The sequence below is a fragment of the Anaerohalosphaeraceae bacterium genome (genome assembly GCA_035378985.1).
Classification (GTDB): Bacteria; Planctomycetota; Phycisphaerae; order Sedimentisphaerales; family Anaerohalosphaeraceae; genus JAHDQI01.
Genome location: DAOSUR010000008.1, coordinates 75,883 through 94,737, shown reverse-complemented (window position 1 = coordinate 94,737; position 18,855 = coordinate 75,883). Strand labels below are relative to the sequence as shown.

The 18,855-nt window shown below is 54.6% G+C and carries 16 protein-coding genes; 14 read left to right on the top strand and 2 right to left on the bottom strand.

Annotated elements, in window-relative coordinates; genetic code table 11:
• Positions 1 to 71: 71 nt before the first annotated feature.
• Positions 72 to 1,109, bottom strand: a complete 1,038-nt coding sequence (locus PKY88_07565; protein ID HOQ05052.1) for a 3-deoxy-7-phosphoheptulonate synthase — start codon at positions 1,107 to 1,109, stop codon at positions 72 to 74.
• Positions 1,110 to 1,268: 159 nt separating this feature from the next.
• Here PKY88_07565 and PKY88_07560 point away from each other — a divergent pair, with 159 nt between their 5' ends.
• Both PKY88_07560 and PKY88_07555 read left to right on the top strand, forming a co-directional pair.
• Positions 1,269 to 1,574: an ACT domain-containing protein gene (locus PKY88_07560; GenBank protein HOQ05051.1), complete on the top strand. Its 306-nt coding sequence runs from the start codon at positions 1,269 to 1,271 to the stop codon at positions 1,572 to 1,574.
• A gap of 23 nt (positions 1,575 to 1,597) precedes the next feature.
• A complete protein-coding gene (locus PKY88_07555; GenBank protein ID HOQ05050.1) occupies positions 1,598 to 2,422 on the top strand; it encodes an MBL fold metallo-hydrolase in 825 nt (274 codons plus the stop codon).
• Between the two features lie 860 nt (positions 2,423 to 3,282).
• On the opposite strand, the gene PKY88_07550 is transcribed toward PKY88_07555, so the two are convergent.
• A complete protein-coding gene (locus PKY88_07550) occupies positions 3,283 to 3,762 on the bottom strand; it encodes a thioesterase family protein (GenBank protein ID HOQ05049.1) in 480 nt (159 codons plus the stop codon).
• Positions 3,763 to 3,910: 148 nt separating this feature from the next.
• Between PKY88_07550 and murD the strand changes: the two genes are divergently transcribed.
• From murD to PKY88_07490, 12 genes are all read left to right on the top strand, one after another.
• A complete protein-coding gene (murD, locus tag PKY88_07545) occupies positions 3,911 to 5,275 on the top strand; it encodes a UDP-N-acetylmuramoyl-L-alanine--D-glutamate ligase (GenBank protein HOQ05048.1) in 1,365 nt (454 codons plus the stop codon).
• 262 nt (positions 5,276 to 5,537) lie between these two features.
• Entirely contained in the window at positions 5,538 to 5,903 is a 366-nt protein-coding gene (locus PKY88_07540) for a PilZ domain-containing protein (protein HOQ05047.1), read from the top strand.
• A gap of 109 nt (positions 5,904 to 6,012) precedes the next feature.
• The gene (locus tag PKY88_07535; protein ID HOQ05046.1) at positions 6,013 to 6,552 is read left to right on the top strand and encodes a cob(I)yrinic acid a,c-diamide adenosyltransferase; all 540 of its coding nucleotides are present in this window, start codon (positions 6,013 to 6,015) and stop codon (positions 6,550 to 6,552) included.
• Positions 6,553 to 6,574: 22 nt separating this feature from the next.
• Positions 6,575 to 7,336, top strand: coding sequence for a 2-C-methyl-D-erythritol 4-phosphate cytidylyltransferase (gene ispD, locus PKY88_07530; GenBank protein ID HOQ05045.1), 762 nt, complete (start codon positions 6,575 to 6,577; stop codon positions 7,334 to 7,336).
• Between the two features lie 96 nt (positions 7,337 to 7,432).
• The gene (locus tag PKY88_07525; protein HOQ05044.1) at positions 7,433 to 8,236 is read left to right on the top strand and encodes a hypothetical protein; all 804 of its coding nucleotides are present in this window, start codon (positions 7,433 to 7,435) and stop codon (positions 8,234 to 8,236) included.
• A gap of 91 nt (positions 8,237 to 8,327) precedes the next feature.
• Positions 8,328 to 9,233, top strand: coding sequence for an endonuclease/exonuclease/phosphatase family protein (locus tag PKY88_07520; GenBank protein ID HOQ05043.1), 906 nt, complete (start codon positions 8,328 to 8,330; stop codon positions 9,231 to 9,233).
• Positions 9,234 to 9,237: 4 nt separating this feature from the next.
• Complete coding sequence (gene tilS, locus PKY88_07515; protein HOQ05042.1) at positions 9,238 to 10,665, top strand: tRNA lysidine(34) synthetase TilS; 1,428 nt, start codon at positions 9,238 to 9,240, stop codon at positions 10,663 to 10,665.
• A 140-nt stretch (positions 10,666 to 10,805) separates the two neighbouring features.
• Positions 10,806 to 11,852: a type I glyceraldehyde-3-phosphate dehydrogenase gene (gene gap / locus PKY88_07510; GenBank protein ID HOQ05041.1), complete on the top strand. Its 1,047-nt coding sequence runs from the start codon at positions 10,806 to 10,808 to the stop codon at positions 11,850 to 11,852.
• 110 nt (positions 11,853 to 11,962) lie between these two features.
• Positions 11,963 to 13,204, top strand: a complete 1,242-nt coding sequence (locus PKY88_07505; GenBank protein HOQ05040.1) for a phosphoglycerate kinase — start codon at positions 11,963 to 11,965, stop codon at positions 13,202 to 13,204.
• A 71-nt stretch (positions 13,205 to 13,275) separates the two neighbouring features.
• On the top strand, positions 13,276 to 13,959 hold the full coding sequence (rpe, locus tag PKY88_07500) for a ribulose-phosphate 3-epimerase (GenBank protein HOQ05039.1): 684 nt from the start codon (positions 13,276 to 13,278) through the stop codon (positions 13,957 to 13,959).
• Positions 13,944 to 14,813, top strand: coding sequence for an acetyl-CoA carboxylase, carboxyltransferase subunit beta (accD, locus tag PKY88_07495; GenBank protein ID HOQ05038.1), 870 nt, complete (start codon positions 13,944 to 13,946; stop codon positions 14,811 to 14,813). Before rpe ends, accD begins: the two co-directional genes overlap by 16 nt.
• A gap of 364 nt (positions 14,814 to 15,177) precedes the next feature.
• Positions 15,178 to 18,720 (top strand): glycoside hydrolase family 76 protein, encoded by a 3,543-nt coding sequence (locus PKY88_07490; GenBank protein HOQ05037.1) that lies wholly within the window; start codon positions 15,178 to 15,180, stop codon positions 18,718 to 18,720.
• The last annotated feature ends 135 nt before the right edge of the window (positions 18,721 to 18,855 follow it).

The following is an 18,855-nucleotide window of genomic DNA, read 5'->3' as shown; positions in this document are numbered from 1 at the left end:
CGAAAGTTTTCGAAAAAAACAAGAAATTTCTCGCTTTGTAAGTCCTTTATAGGAGATTGGTTAGATAACCATTAGATTGCTTCGGCGAAATATTTAATTAATTCTTCGGTTTCCTCCCAGCTGATGCAGCTGTCCGTAAGCGAAACGCCGAATTTCAGTCCGCCGGAGGCGCCGATGCTCTGTTTTCCCTCCTTGAGGAAGCTTTCGAGCATGATACCTGCAATGCTCTTATTGCCCGTGCGAATCTGGTCGGCAATATCAAAGAGGGCTTCCCGCTGGCGTTTGTGGTTTTTGTGCGAGTTGGCATGGCTGCAGTCGATAATGATGCCGTTGGGAATCTGGGCTTTTCTGAGCAGTACCTCCGCAAAGGCGACATATTCACTCGTGTAATTCGGCCCGCTCGAGCCGCCCCGCATCACGAGGTGTCCGTATTTGTTCCCGCGGGTTTCCGCGATAATCACCTGCCCGTTGCGGTCAATTCCGAGGAACGAATGGGCGCTCATCGCCGCACGAATCGCATCCAGGGCGATTTCCAGGTTGCCGTCTGTAGCGTTCTTAAAGCCGATCGGCATCGACAGACCGCTGGCCATCTGCCGGTGAATCTGCGATTCGGATGTGCGGGCTCCGATGGCCGCCCAGCTGATGAACTCGGCTAGATATTGCGGAACAATCGGGTCCAGAAATTCCGTCGCCGCCGGCAGCCCCATCGAGGTTATTTCCGACAAAATCCGTCGCGATTGGCGGATGCCGTTTTCAATATCATACGAGCCGTCCAGGTGCGGATCGTAGAGCATCCCCTTCCAGCCGAGCGTGGTGCGGGGTTTTTCGAAGTAAGTTCGCATAATCAGCAGCAGTTTGTCGGCTACCTCATCCTGAAGCCGGCGAAGACGGCGGGCATACTCCAAAGAGGCCTCCACATCGTGCAGACTGCACGGCCCCGTAATCACAATCCGGCGTCCGTCTCGTTGTGTTAAAATCGCTTCGACGGTCCGACGGGATGCCGCTACCACATGCGCCTGGGCTTCTGTCTGAGGGATTTCCTCTTTGAGCTGACCGGGGGTAATCAGCGGCTTAAAACACCGTATATTGAGATTATCTGTATATTCCATAGGTCCGATTGTTTCTCTTAAAAGAAAAGAGTATAACACAAATCTGCAAAAAGGGCAAGAGCCCGCTTCCGGCGGTTGCGAAAAGGCATTTTTCTGGCGGTCCGGGCAAAACTGACTATAATAGACCGAACAAAGCAGGAATTGATAAGGGTTTAAGATATGGTCTCTCGAAAGAGTGAAAAAAAGAAGGTTTCACAAATCTGCATCGTCACCGTCACCGGCAAGGACAAAGTCGGGATTATTGCCCGGATTGCCAATACGATGGCCAAAGCCAATATCAACATCATTGATGTCAGCCAGCGGATTATGGAAGATTACTTTGTAATGACGATGGCCATCGATATCACGGAGGCCACCATCGAGCTGGAAAAACTCCAGGCCCAGCTGAACAAAATCGCCCGTCAGATGGACCTGACCATCACTCTCCAGCACGAGAATATCTTCAAAATGATGCACCGGGTCTGAACCGGACTGTTCATGAAAAACAGATGCGGCCGAATACACAAATAGCTGTTTTGATGAATGACACGGCTGCGGAAGGTTTTCTTGCCGAACATGGTTTGTCTGTCTGGATTTCTCATGCAGGGCATCGCATTCTCTTTGATACCGGCCAGACGGATGCCCTTCTCCGAAATGCCTGCAAAATGGGGATTGATATTGCCTCGGCGGATGCAGTCATTCTCAGCCACGGCCACTATGACCATACCGGCGGTTTGTCGGCTGTTCTTTCGGCAGCCGAAAAGGCAAGTGTTTTTCTGCATCCGGAGGCGTTGAAGCCCAAATTCAGCCGCAAACCCGACCATGTGAAATCCATCGGGATTCCTCAGGCCGCCAAAGGTGCCCTGCAGAACCGACGCATCATTTGGACCGACCGGCCTGCCGGTCCGGTCCCGCAAATCTTTTTGACCGGACCCGTCCCCCGAATCAATTCTTTCGAAGATGTCGGCGGAGATTTTTTTCTGGATGCCGACTGTCGAACCCCTGACCTTCTTCAAGACGATCAGGCCCTCTGGCTTGAATCAGACCGGGGGCTTATCGTCATCGTCGGGTGTGCCCATTCCGGCCTGGTGAATATTCTCGATTATATCAGCCGCCTTACAGCCGGCAGGCCCATCCATACCCTCCTCGGAGGCATGCATCTGCTGAATGCCTCCCCAAACCGAATCGAAAAAACCATCGAAGCCCTTCACCGACACCGCGTTCGGCAAATCATTCCCCTCCATTGCACCGGCCCAGAAGCTGTCCGGCTTCTCCGGGATGCTTTCCCGCACGCCTGTCTGATTCTTCCGGCCGGCAGTCGGCTGACCCTCTGATGTGTCGAACAATCCGCAGTGATTTCCTAACGGACGGACCCGATGGAGCTGTTTTTTCAGCTCAATATCTCCTGCTGTCTGCTGCAGATTGTTTTCGTTGTTTTCCCGTTTTTTCATCCGCAAAATTCTTTAAAAAACAAAAAAAGCAGAACACCTTTTGATGTCTGCTTTCTGTTTTTTATCGCGACTTTTTTTGTGGGATTTTCGGTGGGGTTTTTTAGGAAAGTTCTTCGCGTTTCTTCAAATCCCTTTTCTCATTTCTCTTCCGGCGGGCCTCGTCCCTTCGCCTTCGCTTCTCCCGTGTGCGGGTTCGGGTCAATGATGTCTTCTTCCCTCGTCGGCATACTATCCCATCCTTAATTGAAGTTCCTGCTGTTTGCCTCGTTTCCTCGTCTATAAAAAGCATACAAAATAAGTCCGCCGCCTCCAAATCAAACCCCGGAAAACCGACGTGCTGGTTTTGGAAGCGGCGGATCGCGGCCGGAAAGGGCAGGCAGCGGAAGAGGTGCTCGAATCGAAAACGGACCTGAATGAGTGCAAGTTTTTGTCATAAGAATCATCGGAAAAAGGGTGAAGGAATTCTGCCGCCTAAGCCCAAACGAACGTTCCAGTTGTGTTTCCGGCGGCCCGCGTCCCCCTTCAACCGCTAAAACCAGCTCAACTTTTCTTTCGCACATGGTCATCTGTTTCCCCCAGTTCCTGACTTGTTATACAAGCGTGAGTATAGCAGAATGCGGGTTGGATTTCAAGAAATGTTTAAGAATAAATTAAGACAATCGGCTTATTTGTTTAAAATATGGGCCTGTGTGTCAATATCGGGCTTTTTATAAGACGTTTCGCTTGTTTTCTTAAAAAATTTTTTAAGATTTTTCTTCGGGCTCTTCTTCCGGATACATAAATGCCGGCATCCGGCGCGGCCTGCCGTCTTTGTCCACACACGCCAGGATGCTGCTGCCCTCGGCCAGCAGAACCCCTGTGCTTTGCCGAACCAGCCGATAGCTGTGCTCCACCCGGGCGCTGGTAATCCGTGTGCAGGTGGTAATCAAGTCCAGTTTCTCGTCATAAAATGCAGGCCGGCGGTACTTTACGTTCAATTCCGCCACGACGAAATAAATCCCGTTCTTCTCCAAATCACTGTAGGCCAGCCCGTTTGCCCGCAGCAGTTCCGTCCGCCCCATCTCAAACCACACCGGATAGACCGTATGATGAATAACCCCCGACTGGTCCGTCTCGCTGTAGCGCGGAATGATGGTGATGGTATGGGTTTGGATTTTGGTGCAGTCCGGAAAGGTTTTCACCTCCGGCGCCGGAAAGTCATCGCTTCTCGGTTTCACTCGCATTTCTGGTTTCCTCTTACTCTTGCTGGCAAAACATCTTGCGGCATTGTCTCTTGAAGGCGGCTTTTCTTCAAGCCCCATTTTTTCATTTTCAACCCGCCTTGTCCGATGGTATCTTTAAGGCCCGTTTTTGAAAGAAAGGAAGTTTTTTGTGATTGAATTGAGGGATAAACGGATTGTTGTAATGGGGTTAGGTTCGTTCGGCGGCGGACAGGACAGTGTTCGTTTTGCCTGTGAGCAGGGGGGGCGCGTTACGGTCACCGATTTGGCCGATGAGGGCAAACTTCGCGAAACCATCGATTCCCTGCGTTCGCTGCCGGTTGCCTGGCATCTGGGCGGCCATTTGGAAGAGGATTTCCGCACGGCTGACGTGGTGATTGTCAACCCCGCCGTGCCGCCGGAGAATCCTTTCCTTCAGATTGCCCGCCAAGCCGGGGCCGTCATCACCTCGCAGGTGGAGTTGTTTTTCGAACGCTGTCCCGCCCGGATTGCCGCCATCACCGGCTCCAACGGCAAAAGCACAACCACCGCCTTGACGGCCCACCTGCTCGAGGCCGCATCTGCTTCTGAAAAATGGGCTTATGGAAATGTTTACTTGAGCGGCAATATTGGCAATCGTCCGCTTTTGGGGCTTCTGAAAGACCTGACGGAAAAAGATATTGTCGTTCTGGAAATCAGCAGTTTCCAAATCGAACAGTTGTCCGGATGTCGTCGGGGGGCTGATACAGCCCTTTTGACAAACTTGAGCCCCAACCACCTTGACCGTCACGGAACCTTTGAGGCATACGCCGCGGCCAAAAAAATCCTGTTTGAAAACCAGCGTCCCAACCCGGACTTTCCGCCTGTTTCTGTTTTTAATGCAGAAGACCAAACCGGCCTTCAGTGGTTTGCGGAGTATTCGGAGCAGGATTTTCGCCGCTGTTTGCTGTTTAAGGCAGAGGATATTTGTGGGGAATACCGCCGTGTTTTCCGCCTGCCCGGGCGGGTGAACCTTCAAAACCTCGCGGGGGCTTTGACGATTGCAGGTGTTTTCGGGGCGGATAAGAAAATGCTGCGGGAGGCGGTTTCGTCTTTTGAGGGTCTTGAACACCGGATGCAGTTTGTGGCCGAAATCGACGGGGTTCGCTGGTACAATGATTCGAAGGCGACGACACCGGTCAGCACGATGGCCGCTCTGAACGGCATCGAAGACCCCAAGATTTTAATTGCGGGCGGTTATGATAAGCATATCGGCTTCGAAGAGCTCGGCCGATGCATTGCCAATCGATGCAAGGCCGTTGTTCTTATCGGACAGACCGCCGACAAAATCCTCGATGCGGTCAAGTCGGCAGGCCCTTCCAAGACAATTGTTCAAAAAGCCGCATCAATGGAAGAGGCAGTGCGTTTATGTTACAAAGCGGCACAAAAAGGTGATGTGGTTCTAATGAGCCCTGCCTGTGCCAGTTATGATATGTTCAAAAATTATCAAGAGAGAGGGAACGTTTTCCGTCAGGCGGTCCTGAACCTTCAAAAATAGCAGTTATCAGACCAAAAAACGAAGTTGGAAAAATTTTTTGGAATCTGAACAAAACACTTCCGGAAAGTTTAGTTCCGGATAAAAACTTGGAAATCACCCACGTAATTCTGAAAACTTTCTAAAAACTCCGCAAATTTTTTCTTTTTCTATATTTCCCAAATTCTATAGGGACATTTCTTCCATTAACCAGCCCATTTGTTTTCCCCGAAACACTCATTAACAAAAACGACAACAAGAAACGGCAGAATGATTGGAGGTTTTTATGGAATCAATGGTGGAACGAAGGGCTGAAAAACGGTTACGCTACAGCTGGCCGGTTTGGTTTGCAGAAGATTATGATGACATTCTTACCCAGGGCCAAATGATTGACATTTCCAGCAGCGGAGCGGCATTTTCCTGCTATTCCGACCGCTGTCCCAGTCCGGGCGAACACATCACAGCCCGCTTCAGCATTCCCCAGTTTGGGGAGGATGAAACGTTTGGATTGGCGAATTTTATACGGGACGGGAGAATCTGCCGTGTGGATCAATTGGGACCTTATTTGCGGAGAGTGGCTGTCCAGTTTTCGGAGCCCCTTCCGTTTAAGCCTGCCGAAAGCCAGCCCGTTGAACAATATATGGTTGTTTAACGGCTGAACAATACCAGCATATTTTTCCGGAGATTTCGAACGCCTGTCAGCAGCCGACAGGCGTTTTTTTTCTTTTCTTCTCGCCCTGTCAGACCTATGATTGACCCCTATGCTCGAGAAAGGACTTGTGCAGATTTACACCGGTGATGGGAAGGGCAAAACGACCGCCGCCCTCGGTCTGGCCTTGCGGACGGCGGGCCACGGCGGACGAGTTCTGATTTACCAATTCCTCAAGCCCTCTTCCCTGAATCTTGGTGAACGAACCGGTCTTCAAAATATCGGGAATATCACGCTGCTGTCGCTGGATGAACCCTGGGATATGTTTGAGTCGATGGGGGACCAGAAAGCCATTGAACGAATCCGGACGGCCGTCGGCAAGGCCCTGAAGAAAATTCAGACGGCCGCTCATGAGCGGTATTATGATTTGATCATTTTGGATGAGATTGTTTTTTGTCTGTCCAAAGGACTGGCTTCGATGGATGATATCCGTCAGCTGTTTGCCTATCGAGACCCCTGTGTCGAATTGGTTTTGACCGGACGCGGTGCCACACAGGAACTGATGGATATGGCGGACCTGGTGACGGAGATGAAATCCGTCAAGCATCCTTTCGAAAGAGGCATCAGTGCCCGAAGAGGAATTGAATATTAGAGACGCAAGAGGAAGCAGCCCGATGGATGCGGAGAAGAAACCTTTGGGGAAAACAGTTGCTGTGATTATCTGTGCGGCCGGAGCCAGTGCCCGTTTTGGAGGCGACCGTAAGAAACCCTTTGTAGAAGTGGCGGGGCGGGCGGCGTTTTTACGCAGCATCGAATTTTTTGCCAATCGCGATGAAGTCAAACAGATTCTTATGGCCATTTCGAAGGAAGATGAAGAACTGGTGACGGTCAAATGGGGCTCTACCCTGGCTTTTAACGGGGTGAAGCTTTGCTTCGGCGGTGCGGAGCGTTTTGAGACGGTTGCCAAAGCTCTGGAAAAAATTCGTCTGGATATTGACTTGATTGCTGTTCATGATGCCGTTCGATGCTGTCTGACGGCAGATTGGGTGGATGCTGTTTTTCAGAAAGCCGCCCAGACAGGAGCGGCCATCCTCGCCTGTCCGGTCAATGGAACCCTCAAACGGGTTCAAAAAGGGACCGTTTCGGAGACGATTGACCGGGAGAATCTCTATGAGGCCCAGACACCGCAGGTCTTTGATGCCAAACTGCTGCGAGATGCCTATGCAAAAATAGGCAATCTAGGCAAGATGAAGATTACGGACGATGCCCAACTTGTCGAGGCCCTCGGCCACAAAGTCCACATCGTCGAAACGGACTTTACGAATTTGAAGATTACCCGCAAAAGCGATTTGCCGCTTGCCGAGGCCATTATCAATTCCAGACCCAAGCCGAAGCCCGAAGGGCCGATCGGGCCTTATATTGAAGCCCAGTGGTAAAAGGCGAAAGGGGCTGATTTTCTTGACAATCGGTTCGAACATGGTATGGTAAGAAAAGAAATAAAAACGGCGAAAATAGGTTCGAAAGGAACAACTATGAAAACGATGGGATGGGCGGCACTTGCAATGGCAGCGGCTGTTCTGATAGGCGGCTGCAGCAACCCGCGTGTAACAGATGCGCATCTGACCGACAGCGAACTGGCACGAATTCAGAAGGGGATTCTGGTGCCGGATGCCCGGGAAGTGGATTATGTGGAACAGTTGGCGGCTGCTCGAGAAGGATACAAAAAATCGCTGCTGGATTTGATTGCTTACTATGAATCGACCGGCAATGCCACCAAGCTTCGCTGGGCACGCACGGAACTGAAGACCTTCGACCAGGCGGTCCGCTACAGTTATCTGATGCCGGGCGAATGGCTGCCGGAAAATCTGTCGGCCTCCGAATCCATTCCTGAAGCGGATAAACTGTATGAACAGGGAATGAGTCTGTATCATCGCTCCGGCGGTCTGATTATTGTCGCCAATGAGGCGATTCTGCGGCAGGCCCTGCAGCTGTTTAACCAGCTGATAACAGAGTATCCGACCAGCGACAAGATTGATGATGCGGCCTATCGGGCAGCCCGGATTTACGAATATCTGAAGAATTATGAGCTGGCTGCCGTGCTTTATCAGCGGACATTCCAGTGGAATCCGGATACACGTTATCCGGCTCGATTCCGGGCGGCCTATGTGCTGGACCGCCGGCTTCGGATGCGGGCCGACGCCCTGGCCCTGTATAAACTGGCCGTGGAGAAGGAATCGATGTATGTGAACAATACCGAATATGCGATGGAACGAATCCAGCAATTATCCACTCCGACACCAGCTCCCGCGCCGGACGTGAAAATTCAGGGAGATTAGCTGCGTCGAAATCTTTTCGGAACCTTACGGGTCTGTTCAGGGATGGGCAGGCCCTTTTTTATTGAATCGACAGGCAGCGAAGGGGAACATAATGCGAATTTTGCTGTGGTGCGGACTCATTACGGCGGCCTTTTTCGGTTGCCAGAAAAGTTCACAGAAGACGGAGAAGGCGGCTTCAGGAGCGATTCAGTCCGAAACGCTCAAGGCAGTCACGTTCAATATCCGCTACGGCACGGCGGAGGACGGCCCTAACCGCTGGGACCGCCGCAGGGAGTCGGTTTTTACGCTGCTGGCGGAGTATGGGGCGGATGTGCTGGCTCTTCAGGAGGCTCTGGATTTTCAGGTTGAGCAAATCGGGCGAGCCCTGCCTGCTTATGACTATGTATTCGTCTGCCGGGATGATGGGAAACGGGCGGGCGAATCCTGTCCGATTTTTTACCGCAAAGACCGTTTTGAACGGCTGGATACCGGCACATTTTGGTTTTCGGATACTCCCGACATCCCCGGTTCCAAACACTGGGGCAATCAGATTCCCCGCATCTGCACCTGGATTTGTCTGCGGGAGCGGACGAGCCGCCGGCCGCTGTGGATTTATAATGTTCATCTGGACCATCAGTCCCAGAGTTCCCGCGAAAAAAGTATTCAGCTGCTGGCAGAAAAGATAATGTCTTTGCCGGCGGGTTCTGCGGTGATTGTACTGGGTGATTTTAATATGGACTTGCTGAATCCGGCCCTGGAGCCGCTTCTTTCTGAACAGGGGCCGGCTCTGAGGGATGCCTGGCAGACACTCTTTCCGGACCGTCAGCCTGTCGGGACGTGGCACGATTTCGGGCGGCGGTTGAATACGGCCAAAATCGATCACATTCTCCTTCCGCAGGGCCTTTCCGTACTTCAGGCCGAGATTGACCAGCGGACATTTGAGGGGCACTATCCGTCCGACCATTTTCCGGTTTGGGCGGTGATACAATGGCCCCCGAAGTCTGCAGAAGTGAACTGACTTTATGGACTTTTCGGCGGTACACCTGGAAAATGCGGTTGCCGAATGGATGAGTCGGTGCGGTTTGCTTTCGCCCGGGAGCCGGCTGCTGCTGGCTGTCTCCGGCGGGATTGACTCGATGGCGATGCTCGAGGTGCTTGTGCGTCTGAAGCAAGGCGGGGTCATCGATGCAGAATTAGCCGTCGGCCATGTCAATCACCAGCTTCGCGGGGCGGAGTCAGAGGCAGACTGCCGATTTGTTCAGGAACAGGCGTCTGCCCGAGGCCTGCCGTTTTTTTCCTGTTCTGTTGATGCCGCTGCGTATGCCCGGCAGAACCGCCTTTCGATTGAGACAGCCGCTCGATTGCTTCGGCTTCGGGCTCTGGCCCAAATGGCCCGCGACTGGAAAGCGGATGCGGCGGCGGCGGCTCATCAGCAGGATGACCTGATTGAAACGCTCATTTTTCGCCTGCTTCGCGGGACCGGTTTCCGGGGGTTGTGCGGCATTCGGCCTTCGTCGGTTCTGGAGGGGGTTCGTTTTATCCGTCCGATGCTGGCTGTCAGCCGCTGTCAGATTCTTGCGTATTGTCGAGAAAGAAACATTGTTTGGCGGGAGGATGCAACCAACGCCGACCTTCGGTTCGCCCGCAATCGGATTCGGCATATCCTGCTGCCTCGACTTTGTCAAACCGCCGGGGGCAATCTTGAGGCAGATTTGCTGCGGCTGGCGGAAAGCTGTCGGCGGCTGTTTGAGAAAATCGAGCCGCAGGTCCAAGCCGGTTTTGTCAGCGCCGTATCGGTTGAGCCGGATGGTTTGCTGAAGCTGAACCGCACGGCCCTGCAGGACATCAGTCCGGTTGTTTTGGGAGAGATTTTCCGGGACTGTCTGGAGCGTTTGAATGCAGGGCTTCGCGATTATAGCGGCCGACATTATCAACAGCTGTTTGAGAGTGTATATCAGCCGGTGCGGAGGTGTTTTCATCTGCCGGATGGGATTGAGTGCTGCACAAGTGAAACAGCGATAGTTCTTCGACGCCTGCCGCAGGCAGACGAGGCGGATGTCCGTGAACCGGTGATTCTCCATCCCGGACAGAGCTGTCAATTCGGCCCCTGGCGGATTACGGCGGAGCTTTTGGAAGGAGGGTTGAGGGAGCGAACCGTTCTTAAAGGACCAGGCAGCTGGATTGAATATTTTGATGCCGACAGGATTACGGGACCTATTCGGGTTCGGCTGCGGAAGCCGGGGGACCGCTTTGTGCCTTTGGGAATGAGTCAATCCAAAAGGGTCGGCAAATTCCTGACACTCTCCAAAGTCGATTCCACCCTGAGAAAAGGGGTTTTTGTTGTGGAAGATTCTCGAAAAATCCTTTGGGTTGTCCCAATCCGAATCTCTGAAGAGGCCAAAATCGGTCCGCAAACGGCACGAATTCTAAAAATAACTCTTTCCAAATAGGGTATATCTATTATATGTTTTGCCGGAATTTGTTTCTTGACAAATGGTCCGGCAAATCCTACAGTACCGGCTTTGTCGGTTGTTCCCTGCGCCAAACAGGGTGTCAAAAACAAATCCTAACTTTAAATAGGAGACTTTCGATGGCGATAAAGGTAGCGATTAACGGATTTGGCCGGATTGGCCGGCTTGTTTTTCGGGCTTTGGTGGAGCAGAACCTGCTGGGGTCAACGTTTGATGTGGTGGCTGTCGGGGATATTGTACCGGCTGACAATCTGGCGTATCTGCTCAAGTTTGATTCGATTCAGGGCAAGTTCAACGCCCAGATTGATTCGAAGAAGTCCTCGCCGGACAAGGCCGACGACGACATTCTGATTGTCAACGGCAAGGAAATCAAAGTCGTCAGCGCCAAGACGCCGGCCGAGCTGCCCTGGGCTCAGATGGGCGTTCAGCTGGTGGTGGAGGCGACCGGCTTATTCACCGCCGCGGAAAAGGCGCAGGGCCACATTACGGCGGGTGCCAAGAAAGTGCTGATTACCGCTCCGGCCAAGGGTGAGGACATTACCATTGTGATGGGAGTCAATGATAATAAGTATGACCCTGCCAAGCACCATATTGTTTCGAACGCCTCCTGCACAACCAACTGTCTGGCGCCGGTGGTGTATGTGATTCTCAAGGAAGGCATCGGGCTGGCGGAAGGTCTGATGACCACGGTTCATGCCTATACAGCTACGCAGAGAACCGTGGACGGCCCCTCCAAGAAGGACTGGAAGGGCGGACGAGCGGCGGCTCAGAACATCATCCCCTCCACAACCGGTGCTGCCAAGGCCGTCGGGCTGGTGCTGCCGGAAGTCAAGGGCAAACTGACCGGAATGGCGTTCCGGATTCCTGTGCCCACGGTGTCCGTTGTGGACCTGACGTTCCGAACCGTTCGGGAAACCTCGCTGGATGAAATTAAGGCCGCGATGAAGAAGGCCAGCGAAACCTATCTGAAGGGCATACTCGGCTACACGGAAGAAGAAGTGGTTTCCAGCGACTTTATCCACGACCCGCGTTCGTCGATTTTTGATGCCGGCGCTTCAGTGGAACTGAACAAGAACTTCTTCAAACTGGTCAGCTGGTACGACAACGAATGGGGTTATTCCTGCCGCACAGTGGATTTGATGGTCAAGATGGCCAAGAGTCTTTAACGGCTCGGCGTAAGAACGGAAAAAACAGACGGAAGCCCGCGGCTTGTTCGCGGGTTTCTGTCTGATAAGGCAAGGCAGGATGGACAGCATCCTCAGGAAAGGGGAAAACCATGGCGAAAAAAACAGTGGCGGATATCAATGTAAAAGGCAAAAAGGTCCTGATGCGGGTGGATTTCAATGTCCCGCTGGACAAAAAGACAGGCAAGATTACCAACGATGCGCGGATTCAGGGGGCGCTGCCGACGATTCAGCACGTTCTGAAAAACGGCGGCAGTGTGATTCTGATGAGCCATCTGGGCCGGCCGGAAGGCGAATACGACCCCGCTTACTCGCTGGCGCCTGTGGCCAAACGGCTCGGTGAGCTGCTCGGCAAAGAGGTGATTTTCACGAAGGACTGCGTCGGCCCCGAAGTCAAAGAGAAAGCCGCCAAACTGAAACCCGGTGATGTGATGCTGCTGGAGAATGTCCGGTTTCATAAAGAAGAAGTCATCAAGGACAAGGCCGCCAAAGAAGATCCGCAGCTTCGCAAGGCCAAGGATGACTTTGCCCGTCAATTGGCTGAACTGGGCGATGTGTACGTGGATGATGCATTCGGGACGGCGCATCGGGACAACGCCTCGATGTACACGGTTCCGATGATGATGGAAGGCAAGCCGCGGGTGATTGGTTTCCTGATTGAGAAAGAGCTGAAGTATCTGGGCGAAACCATTCAGAATCCGGAGCGGCCCTTTGCGGCGATTTTGGGCGGTGCCAAGGTCTCCGACAAGATTGGTGTGATTGAGAATCTGATGAAAAAGGTGGACCGGATTCTGATCGGCGGGGCGATGGCTTATACGTTTGCTAAAGCACTCGGCAAGCGTGTCGGCAACAGTCTTTGTGAAGATGATTTTGTGGAGAAAGCCGATGCTCTGATGAAGGAGGCAAAAAAAGTCGGCTGTGAACTGGTGCTGCCGGTTGATACGGTTGTGGCCAAAGAATTCAAGGCCGGCGCCGAGCATAAAGTCGTCGAAGGGGACATTGAAGACGGCTGGCAGGGGATGGACATCGGCCCCAAGACCCGCGCGCTGTTTGCCTCCAAGCTCCAGGGGGTTAAGACGATTGTCTGGAACGGGCCGATGGGGGTCTTTGAGATGCCTCCGTTTGACGCCGGCACCAAGGCCGTGGCGGAGGCCGTGGCGAAGGCCACCAAGCAGGGTGCCCGCAGCATCATCGGCGGCGGCGACAGTGCCAGCGCCATTGTCAATATGGGACTGGAAAATCAAGTCAGCCATATCTCCACCGGCGGCGGTGCCAGTCTGGAGTTTCTCGAGGGCAAGAAGTTCAAGTGTCTGGAGATTCTGGACGAGAAGTAAGCTTGAGTCTTTTTCAGCCGACCGGTTTCGCCGACAAACGGCGGAACCGGCGGTTTTTTTGGAGTGTTTCTGTGGCAGGACGACTTCCAAAGCCCGGAACCATCGAGGTGGTCCCCTCGATTTTGAGCGCCGATTTTGCCAATCTTGCCTCTGAAATTCGGCAGGTTACGGATGCCGGGGTCCGCATTGTGCATATCGATGTGATGGACGGCCATTTTGTGCCGAATCTGACCATCGGTCCGCCGGTAGTCAAATGGATTCGCCGCTGCACTCAGGCGGTTTTGGATGTTCATCTGATGATTACCGACCCGCAGCGGTATGCCCCGCGTTTTGTGGAAGCGGGGGCCGACCATATCACGTTTCATATTGAAACGGTCCGGGAGCCGGTTCGGATGATTGAAGACCTTCGGCGGATGGGTGTGACGGTCGGGGTGACGCTGAACCCGGGCACGCCGGTTGATGCGATTCTGGATGCGGTTCCTCTGTGTGATATGGTTTTGGTGATGACGGTAGAACCGGGCTTCGGCGGTCAGGAGTTTATGGATGCGGCGGCCCGAAAATGCATCCCGCTGCGGGAAAAGTTCGGGAATGCGGTCCGGATAGAAGTGGACGGCGGCATCAATCCCCAGACTGCCCCTATTGTGGTTCGTTATGGAGCTGATACCTTAGTGGCCGGCCAGGCCGTTTTCGGAGAGCCGAACCGTCCGGAGGCCGTCCGAAGCATTCTGCAGGCTGCACTATGCGGGAAACGATGAAAGCTATGGCCAAAGAAAAGAAAAAAAAGGGATGGAACGGTTTTTCGCTTCGTCCGCGAAAGGAAATGCCGGAGGGGCTCTGGCTGGCCTGTCCCGGATGCAGCCAGATGCTCTTTCGAAAGACGATGGAGGAAAACCTCCATGTCTGTCCGGAGTGCAATTACCACTTCCGGATTGACGGGCCGACCCGGATTGCTCAGCTGGCGGACGAAGGAAGCTTTGAGGAACTGGGGGCGGACCTTTCCAGCAGCGACCCGCTCAAGTTTACCTGGGGCCAGCAGAAATATCAGGACCGCCTTCGGGTGGATCCGACGGACAGCCGAGCTCACGAAGCAATGCTGGTCGGCAAAGCTTTCATCAAGGGCCGGCCGGTGATGCTGGCGGCGATGAATTTCAGCTTTCTCGGCGGCTCAATGGGGATGGTCGTCGGAGAAAAATTCTGCCGGGCTGTCGACCGAGCCATTGAAGAGAAGCTGCCGCTGGTGGTGGTCAGCTGCTCCGGCGGCGCCCGAATGCATGAAGGAGTGGTGGCCCTTCAGCAGATGGCCAAGACCAGCGCCGCTCTGGCCCGCTTTGATGAAGCCGGCGGTCTCTATATTTCCCTTCTGACCGACCCGACCACCGGCGGTGTGGCCGCCAGTTTCTCCATGCTCGGCGATGTGATTATTGCTGAACCGGGGGCGCTGATTGGGTTTACCGGCCCCCGCGTCATTCAGCAGACCATCAAAATCGAACTGCCTGAGGGGTTCCAGCGCTCGGAGTTTCTCCTCGAGCACGGTTTTATCGATATGATTGTTCATCGAAAAGACCTCCGCAGCGAAATCAGCCGTCTGATTGACTACTGCGAAAAATAAAATAAAAGAGAAGCGTTGTTCTTTCCTGTCATCGAATTTGTTCCGGACCCGACTTCCGGGCTCAAACCTCAGGACGACAAACCGCACTCGGTGAACAACAGACGGCAGACAGTCCGGATTCAGGAAAGTCTGATTATTTTCTTGACTTGTTCGGCCGTTTTTTTATACAATTTTATGCAGCAGTCCGGTTGCGGATGGCCCTATACCGAGGGGGATTTGTTTGCCCAATTCGATGACTGCCTGTTATCTATTCGCCGACTGGAAACCCCGCCTCTGCCGGGGCAGAAGTCTGTCTGCTTTTGCCCTGCGACGTTTCTGTATTTGTCCTTGAGGATTGTTTGAATCGTCTTTGAGCAGGGGTGTTATGAAAAGCAAAAGCATTCGGTTTGCGGTTTGTTGTCTGCTGTTCTGTTCGGCTGTTTCTGTTGGGTTTGCGGATGTCCTGACGCCTGCGTCCTTTCAGCAGTGGGGCCGGGAAGTGCTTACGCAAATCCAAAACCGCTTCGGACGCTCCGACGGGCTTTACAACAGCGTCCTGAATCAGACCTGGCCGGATTATGCCTGGGGGCAAGGAGTCATTTTTGGGGCTCTGAATGCGGCCGCCCGCCTGGATGCCTCGTATCTGACGCGGGCCCGCAATCTGGCCGACACCCTGCGGCTTCGCTACTGGTGCACTTACAACAATACCAGCGGTTTCAACTCCTCCTACGGCGGCTGCGGCGACCGATACTATGACGACAACGCCTGGATTGCCCTGTGTCTGATTGAACTGTACGACCTGACCGGCGATTCCAAGTACCTCACCTGGGCTCAGCAGAGCGTCGCCTTCTGTATGACCGGCGAAAACGGCCCCTCGAACACCCCCAACGGCGGCATCCGCTGGCGCGAATTGGACACCGGCGGCGCCAGCGTCTGCTCAACCGCCCCCACCATTCTGGCCAATCTGCTGCTCTATCAGCGAACCGGCGTCGAGTCCTATAAAACCGACGCCCTGCGGCTGTACAACTGGATTATGGCTTCTGACCTTCGATACGCCACCGGCATCTTTCACGAAACCAATCAGGGACCTTTGGGCTATCAGACCGCCGTAATGACCCAGTGTGCCGTGCGGCTCTATCAAATCACCGGCCAGGCCGCCTATCTGAAAGAAGCCCAGCGGATGGCCGCGGCGATGGAGCACGTCTTTATCAACCGCACGACCCGGGCCCTCACCCAGCACGGCAAATGGGGCGGGCATGATATGACCAACGCCTATGTGGAACTGTATGAAACGGACGGCAACCCCCGCTGGCTCAATCTGGTCGGTTCGTATCTCGAATACCTCTACGTCAACGGCATCGACCCCTCTAAAGGACTGTATCCGGCTGTCTGGAATGACACCAGCCGCGTCTGCTCCTCCGACCTGATTGACAGTGCCTCTGTAGCCCGCGCCTTTTGGAAAATGGCCTCCGCCCCGGGGGCTTCCACGCCGCATACCTGGTTTGCCGAACGGCTTGTTGGACGCTGGCAGCTCGACGAAACCGCCGGCACCGGCGCCGCCGACAGCAGCGGTTTTCAGAATCACGGCACCCTAATGGGCGGCTTGTCGTTCGAAACGAACAGTTCGCAAGGGCCTGTGAACAGGGCTTTGCGGTTTGACGGGGTGAATGACTATATTGACCTGCCTGACGGCTTTGCCAATTTCCGGGCAGGGATGACCATTTCGGTCTGGGCGTACCCGACGGCCGTCAAAAACTGGGCCCGCTTTCTCGATTTCGGCAACGGCGAGTACAATTGCAACATCGTCTTCGGCCGCCGCGGTTCTACGAATGACCTGTTCTTTGAGTGCTATGACTACACTGCTTCCGGCGGTCAGGTTGTCGCCGGCGGTGCGATTGCCCTGAACCAGTGGCAGCTGTTTACGGCGACGCTCGACGCCGCCGGCAATGTTGTCCTTTACAAAAACGGCACCCCCATCGCCTCCGGCAAAACCGCCCTGCCTTCCAATATCACGCGGGTGAATCCCTACATCGGCCGGAGCAACTGGGAGGCCGATGCGTATTATGAGGGCTTCCTCGATGAGGTGCGGGTTTACAATTATCCCCTGACGGCTCAGCAGGTTCAGATTCTCTATCAGACCGCCGGCCAGGCCGAAAACCCCTTCCCGCCCGACAAAGCCGACGGCTTAAACGACTTTTTGACGCTTCAGTGGACGCCCGGCTCGCTGGCGGCCGCTCATGATATTTATATTGGGACTGATGCGGCGGCTGTACAGTCCGCCGGCCCGGATTCGCCGGAATACAAAGCCCGCCGGAACAATCCTTCTTTTACGCCGCAGCTGCTGCCCGACACCCTTTATTTCTGGCGGGTGGACCAAATCAATGCCGACCAAACGGTCTCGCCCGGGCAGGTCTGGTCTTTCCGCACGGCCCCTCTGGCCGTGCAGGGCCTCCTGGCCTATTACAAAATGGATGCCGCTTCCGTCAGCGGCACGACGCTGCTGGATGCCTCGCCCGCTCAGGCCCACGCCGTTTTGGTGAACGGTCCGGTTGTTGATTCTTCCGGCTTGGCCGCTCAGTCGCTGTCCTTTGACGGGATCAATGACCATATCCGCCTGCCCAACGGGTTTGCGGATTTGACCGGCGGGCTGACCGTTTCGTTCTGGGCGTATCCTGTTGAAGCGGGTTTTTGGGCGCGTTTTCTGGACATCGGCAGCGGTCCGGCCAACAACAACATTGTCTTTGCCCGCGACAGCACCTCGAACACCCTCTCCTTTGAGGCCTACAGCGGCTCCGTCTCCGGCGGCAAAGTGAGCGCTGCGGGTGCCATTGCCCTGAACCAGTGGCAGATGTTCACGGCGACGCTGGACGCCTCCGGATTTGTCAAATTATTCAAAAACGGCGTGGAAATCGCCGCCGGCCAGACCGCCATACCGCCGATTATCACCCGCACCAGCAACTATATCGCCCGGAGCAACTGGGCCGCCGATGCCTATTTCAAGGGCCGGCTGGACGACGTTGCTCTCTGGAATCGGCCCTTGAGCAATGAGGAAGTGGCCCGTCTTTACGCCCACACCCTCACGGGCCGCGGCTTGTCAGAACAGGCCGATACGGACAGCCCTGCGGCGTATTGGCGTTTCAATGAAACCTCCGGTACCGAGGCCGCCGACGCCTCCGGTTATAGCCGCACGGCTCGGATGTTCAATATGGATTTGTCCGCCTGGACGCGGGGCAGACACTGCGGCGGACTGCTTCTGGACGGTCTGGATGATTTTCTGCAGGTCTCCGGTTTCAAGGGCGTTCTCGGTCCGGCCAGCCGCACCTGTACGGCCTGGTTCAAGACGGCGGCCGCCGGCCGGCAGCTCTGCCTTCTTTCGTGGGGCGGCGAATCGACCGGCCAAAAATGGCTTGTGCGTCTCGATGCCGACGGGGTGCCGGCTGTCGGCGTCTGGGGCGGATATACCCGTCCGTCCATTGCCCTCAACGACGGCCGCTGGCACCATTTGGCCGCCGTACTGCTCAATGACGGCAGTGCCGATCTGGGCGACATCCGTTTTTATGTGGACGGTGTCCCACAAGCCGCCCAGCCCAGCGCCTCGGTGAACATCAGTACATCCGCTTCGCAGGATGTCTTTCTTGGCGCTTTCAGCAATGCGGGCACAGGGGCAGGCTTTTTTGCGGGTCTGCTCGATGAAATTCGTCTTTACGACCGGGCTTTGTCGGAGGAGCAGATTGTTCGGCTGTATCGGCAGCATGCCCTCTCTGCCGACCTGACGGATGACCGTAGGGTTAATCTGGACGACTTGACGGTTCTGACGGCTGACTGGCTGAAGGAAACGAGCGAATGCGACCTGACCTGCGACGGCTGGGTCAACCTTGAGGACCTGTCCGTGTTGGCCGCCGAGTGGCTGGGGCAAATGGCCGACTGACGGCCTTGCGTCTTTGCAGACAGTGCCGGGCAATGCCGTTTCCATAACGTCGCCGGAGGGTTTCTTTCCCGCTTACTGTCCCCAGAGCATTTTCAATTTCCGGCTTTCTTTTTCAAGCAGGGGGATTTATAATTT

Excerpts from the sequence above, each read along its gene's own strand:
- PKY88_07565 (HOQ05052.1), bottom strand. The coding sequence starts at position 1,109 with ATGGAATATACAGATAATCTCAATATACGGTGTTTTAAGCCGCTGATT.
- PKY88_07560 (HOQ05051.1), top strand. The coding sequence starts at position 1,269 with ATGGTCTCTCGAAAGAGTGAAAAAAAGAAGGTTTCACAAATCTGCATC.
- PKY88_07555 (HOQ05050.1), top strand. The coding sequence starts at position 1,598 with ATGCGGCCGAATACACAAATAGCTGTTTTGATGAATGACACGGCTGCG.
- PKY88_07550 (HOQ05049.1), bottom strand. The coding sequence starts at position 3,762 with ATGCGAGTGAAACCGAGAAGCGATGACTTTCCGGCGCCGGAGGTGAAA.
- PKY88_07540 (HOQ05047.1), top strand. The coding sequence starts at position 5,538 with ATGGAATCAATGGTGGAACGAAGGGCTGAAAAACGGTTACGCTACAGC.
- PKY88_07535 (HOQ05046.1), top strand. The coding sequence starts at position 6,013 with ATGCTCGAGAAAGGACTTGTGCAGATTTACACCGGTGATGGGAAGGGC.
- ispD (HOQ05045.1), top strand. The coding sequence starts at position 6,575 with ATGGATGCGGAGAAGAAACCTTTGGGGAAAACAGTTGCTGTGATTATC.
- PKY88_07525 (HOQ05044.1), top strand. The coding sequence starts at position 7,433 with ATGAAAACGATGGGATGGGCGGCACTTGCAATGGCAGCGGCTGTTCTG.
- PKY88_07520 (HOQ05043.1), top strand. The coding sequence starts at position 8,328 with ATGCGAATTTTGCTGTGGTGCGGACTCATTACGGCGGCCTTTTTCGGT.
- tilS (HOQ05042.1), top strand. The coding sequence starts at position 9,238 with ATGGACTTTTCGGCGGTACACCTGGAAAATGCGGTTGCCGAATGGATG.
- gap (HOQ05041.1), top strand. The coding sequence starts at position 10,806 with ATGGCGATAAAGGTAGCGATTAACGGATTTGGCCGGATTGGCCGGCTT.
- PKY88_07505 (HOQ05040.1), top strand. The coding sequence starts at position 11,963 with ATGGCGAAAAAAACAGTGGCGGATATCAATGTAAAAGGCAAAAAGGTC.
- accD (HOQ05038.1), top strand. The coding sequence starts at position 13,944 with ATGCGGGAAACGATGAAAGCTATGGCCAAAGAAAAGAAAAAAAAGGGA.
- PKY88_07490 (HOQ05037.1), top strand. The coding sequence starts at position 15,178 with ATGAAAAGCAAAAGCATTCGGTTTGCGGTTTGTTGTCTGCTGTTCTGT.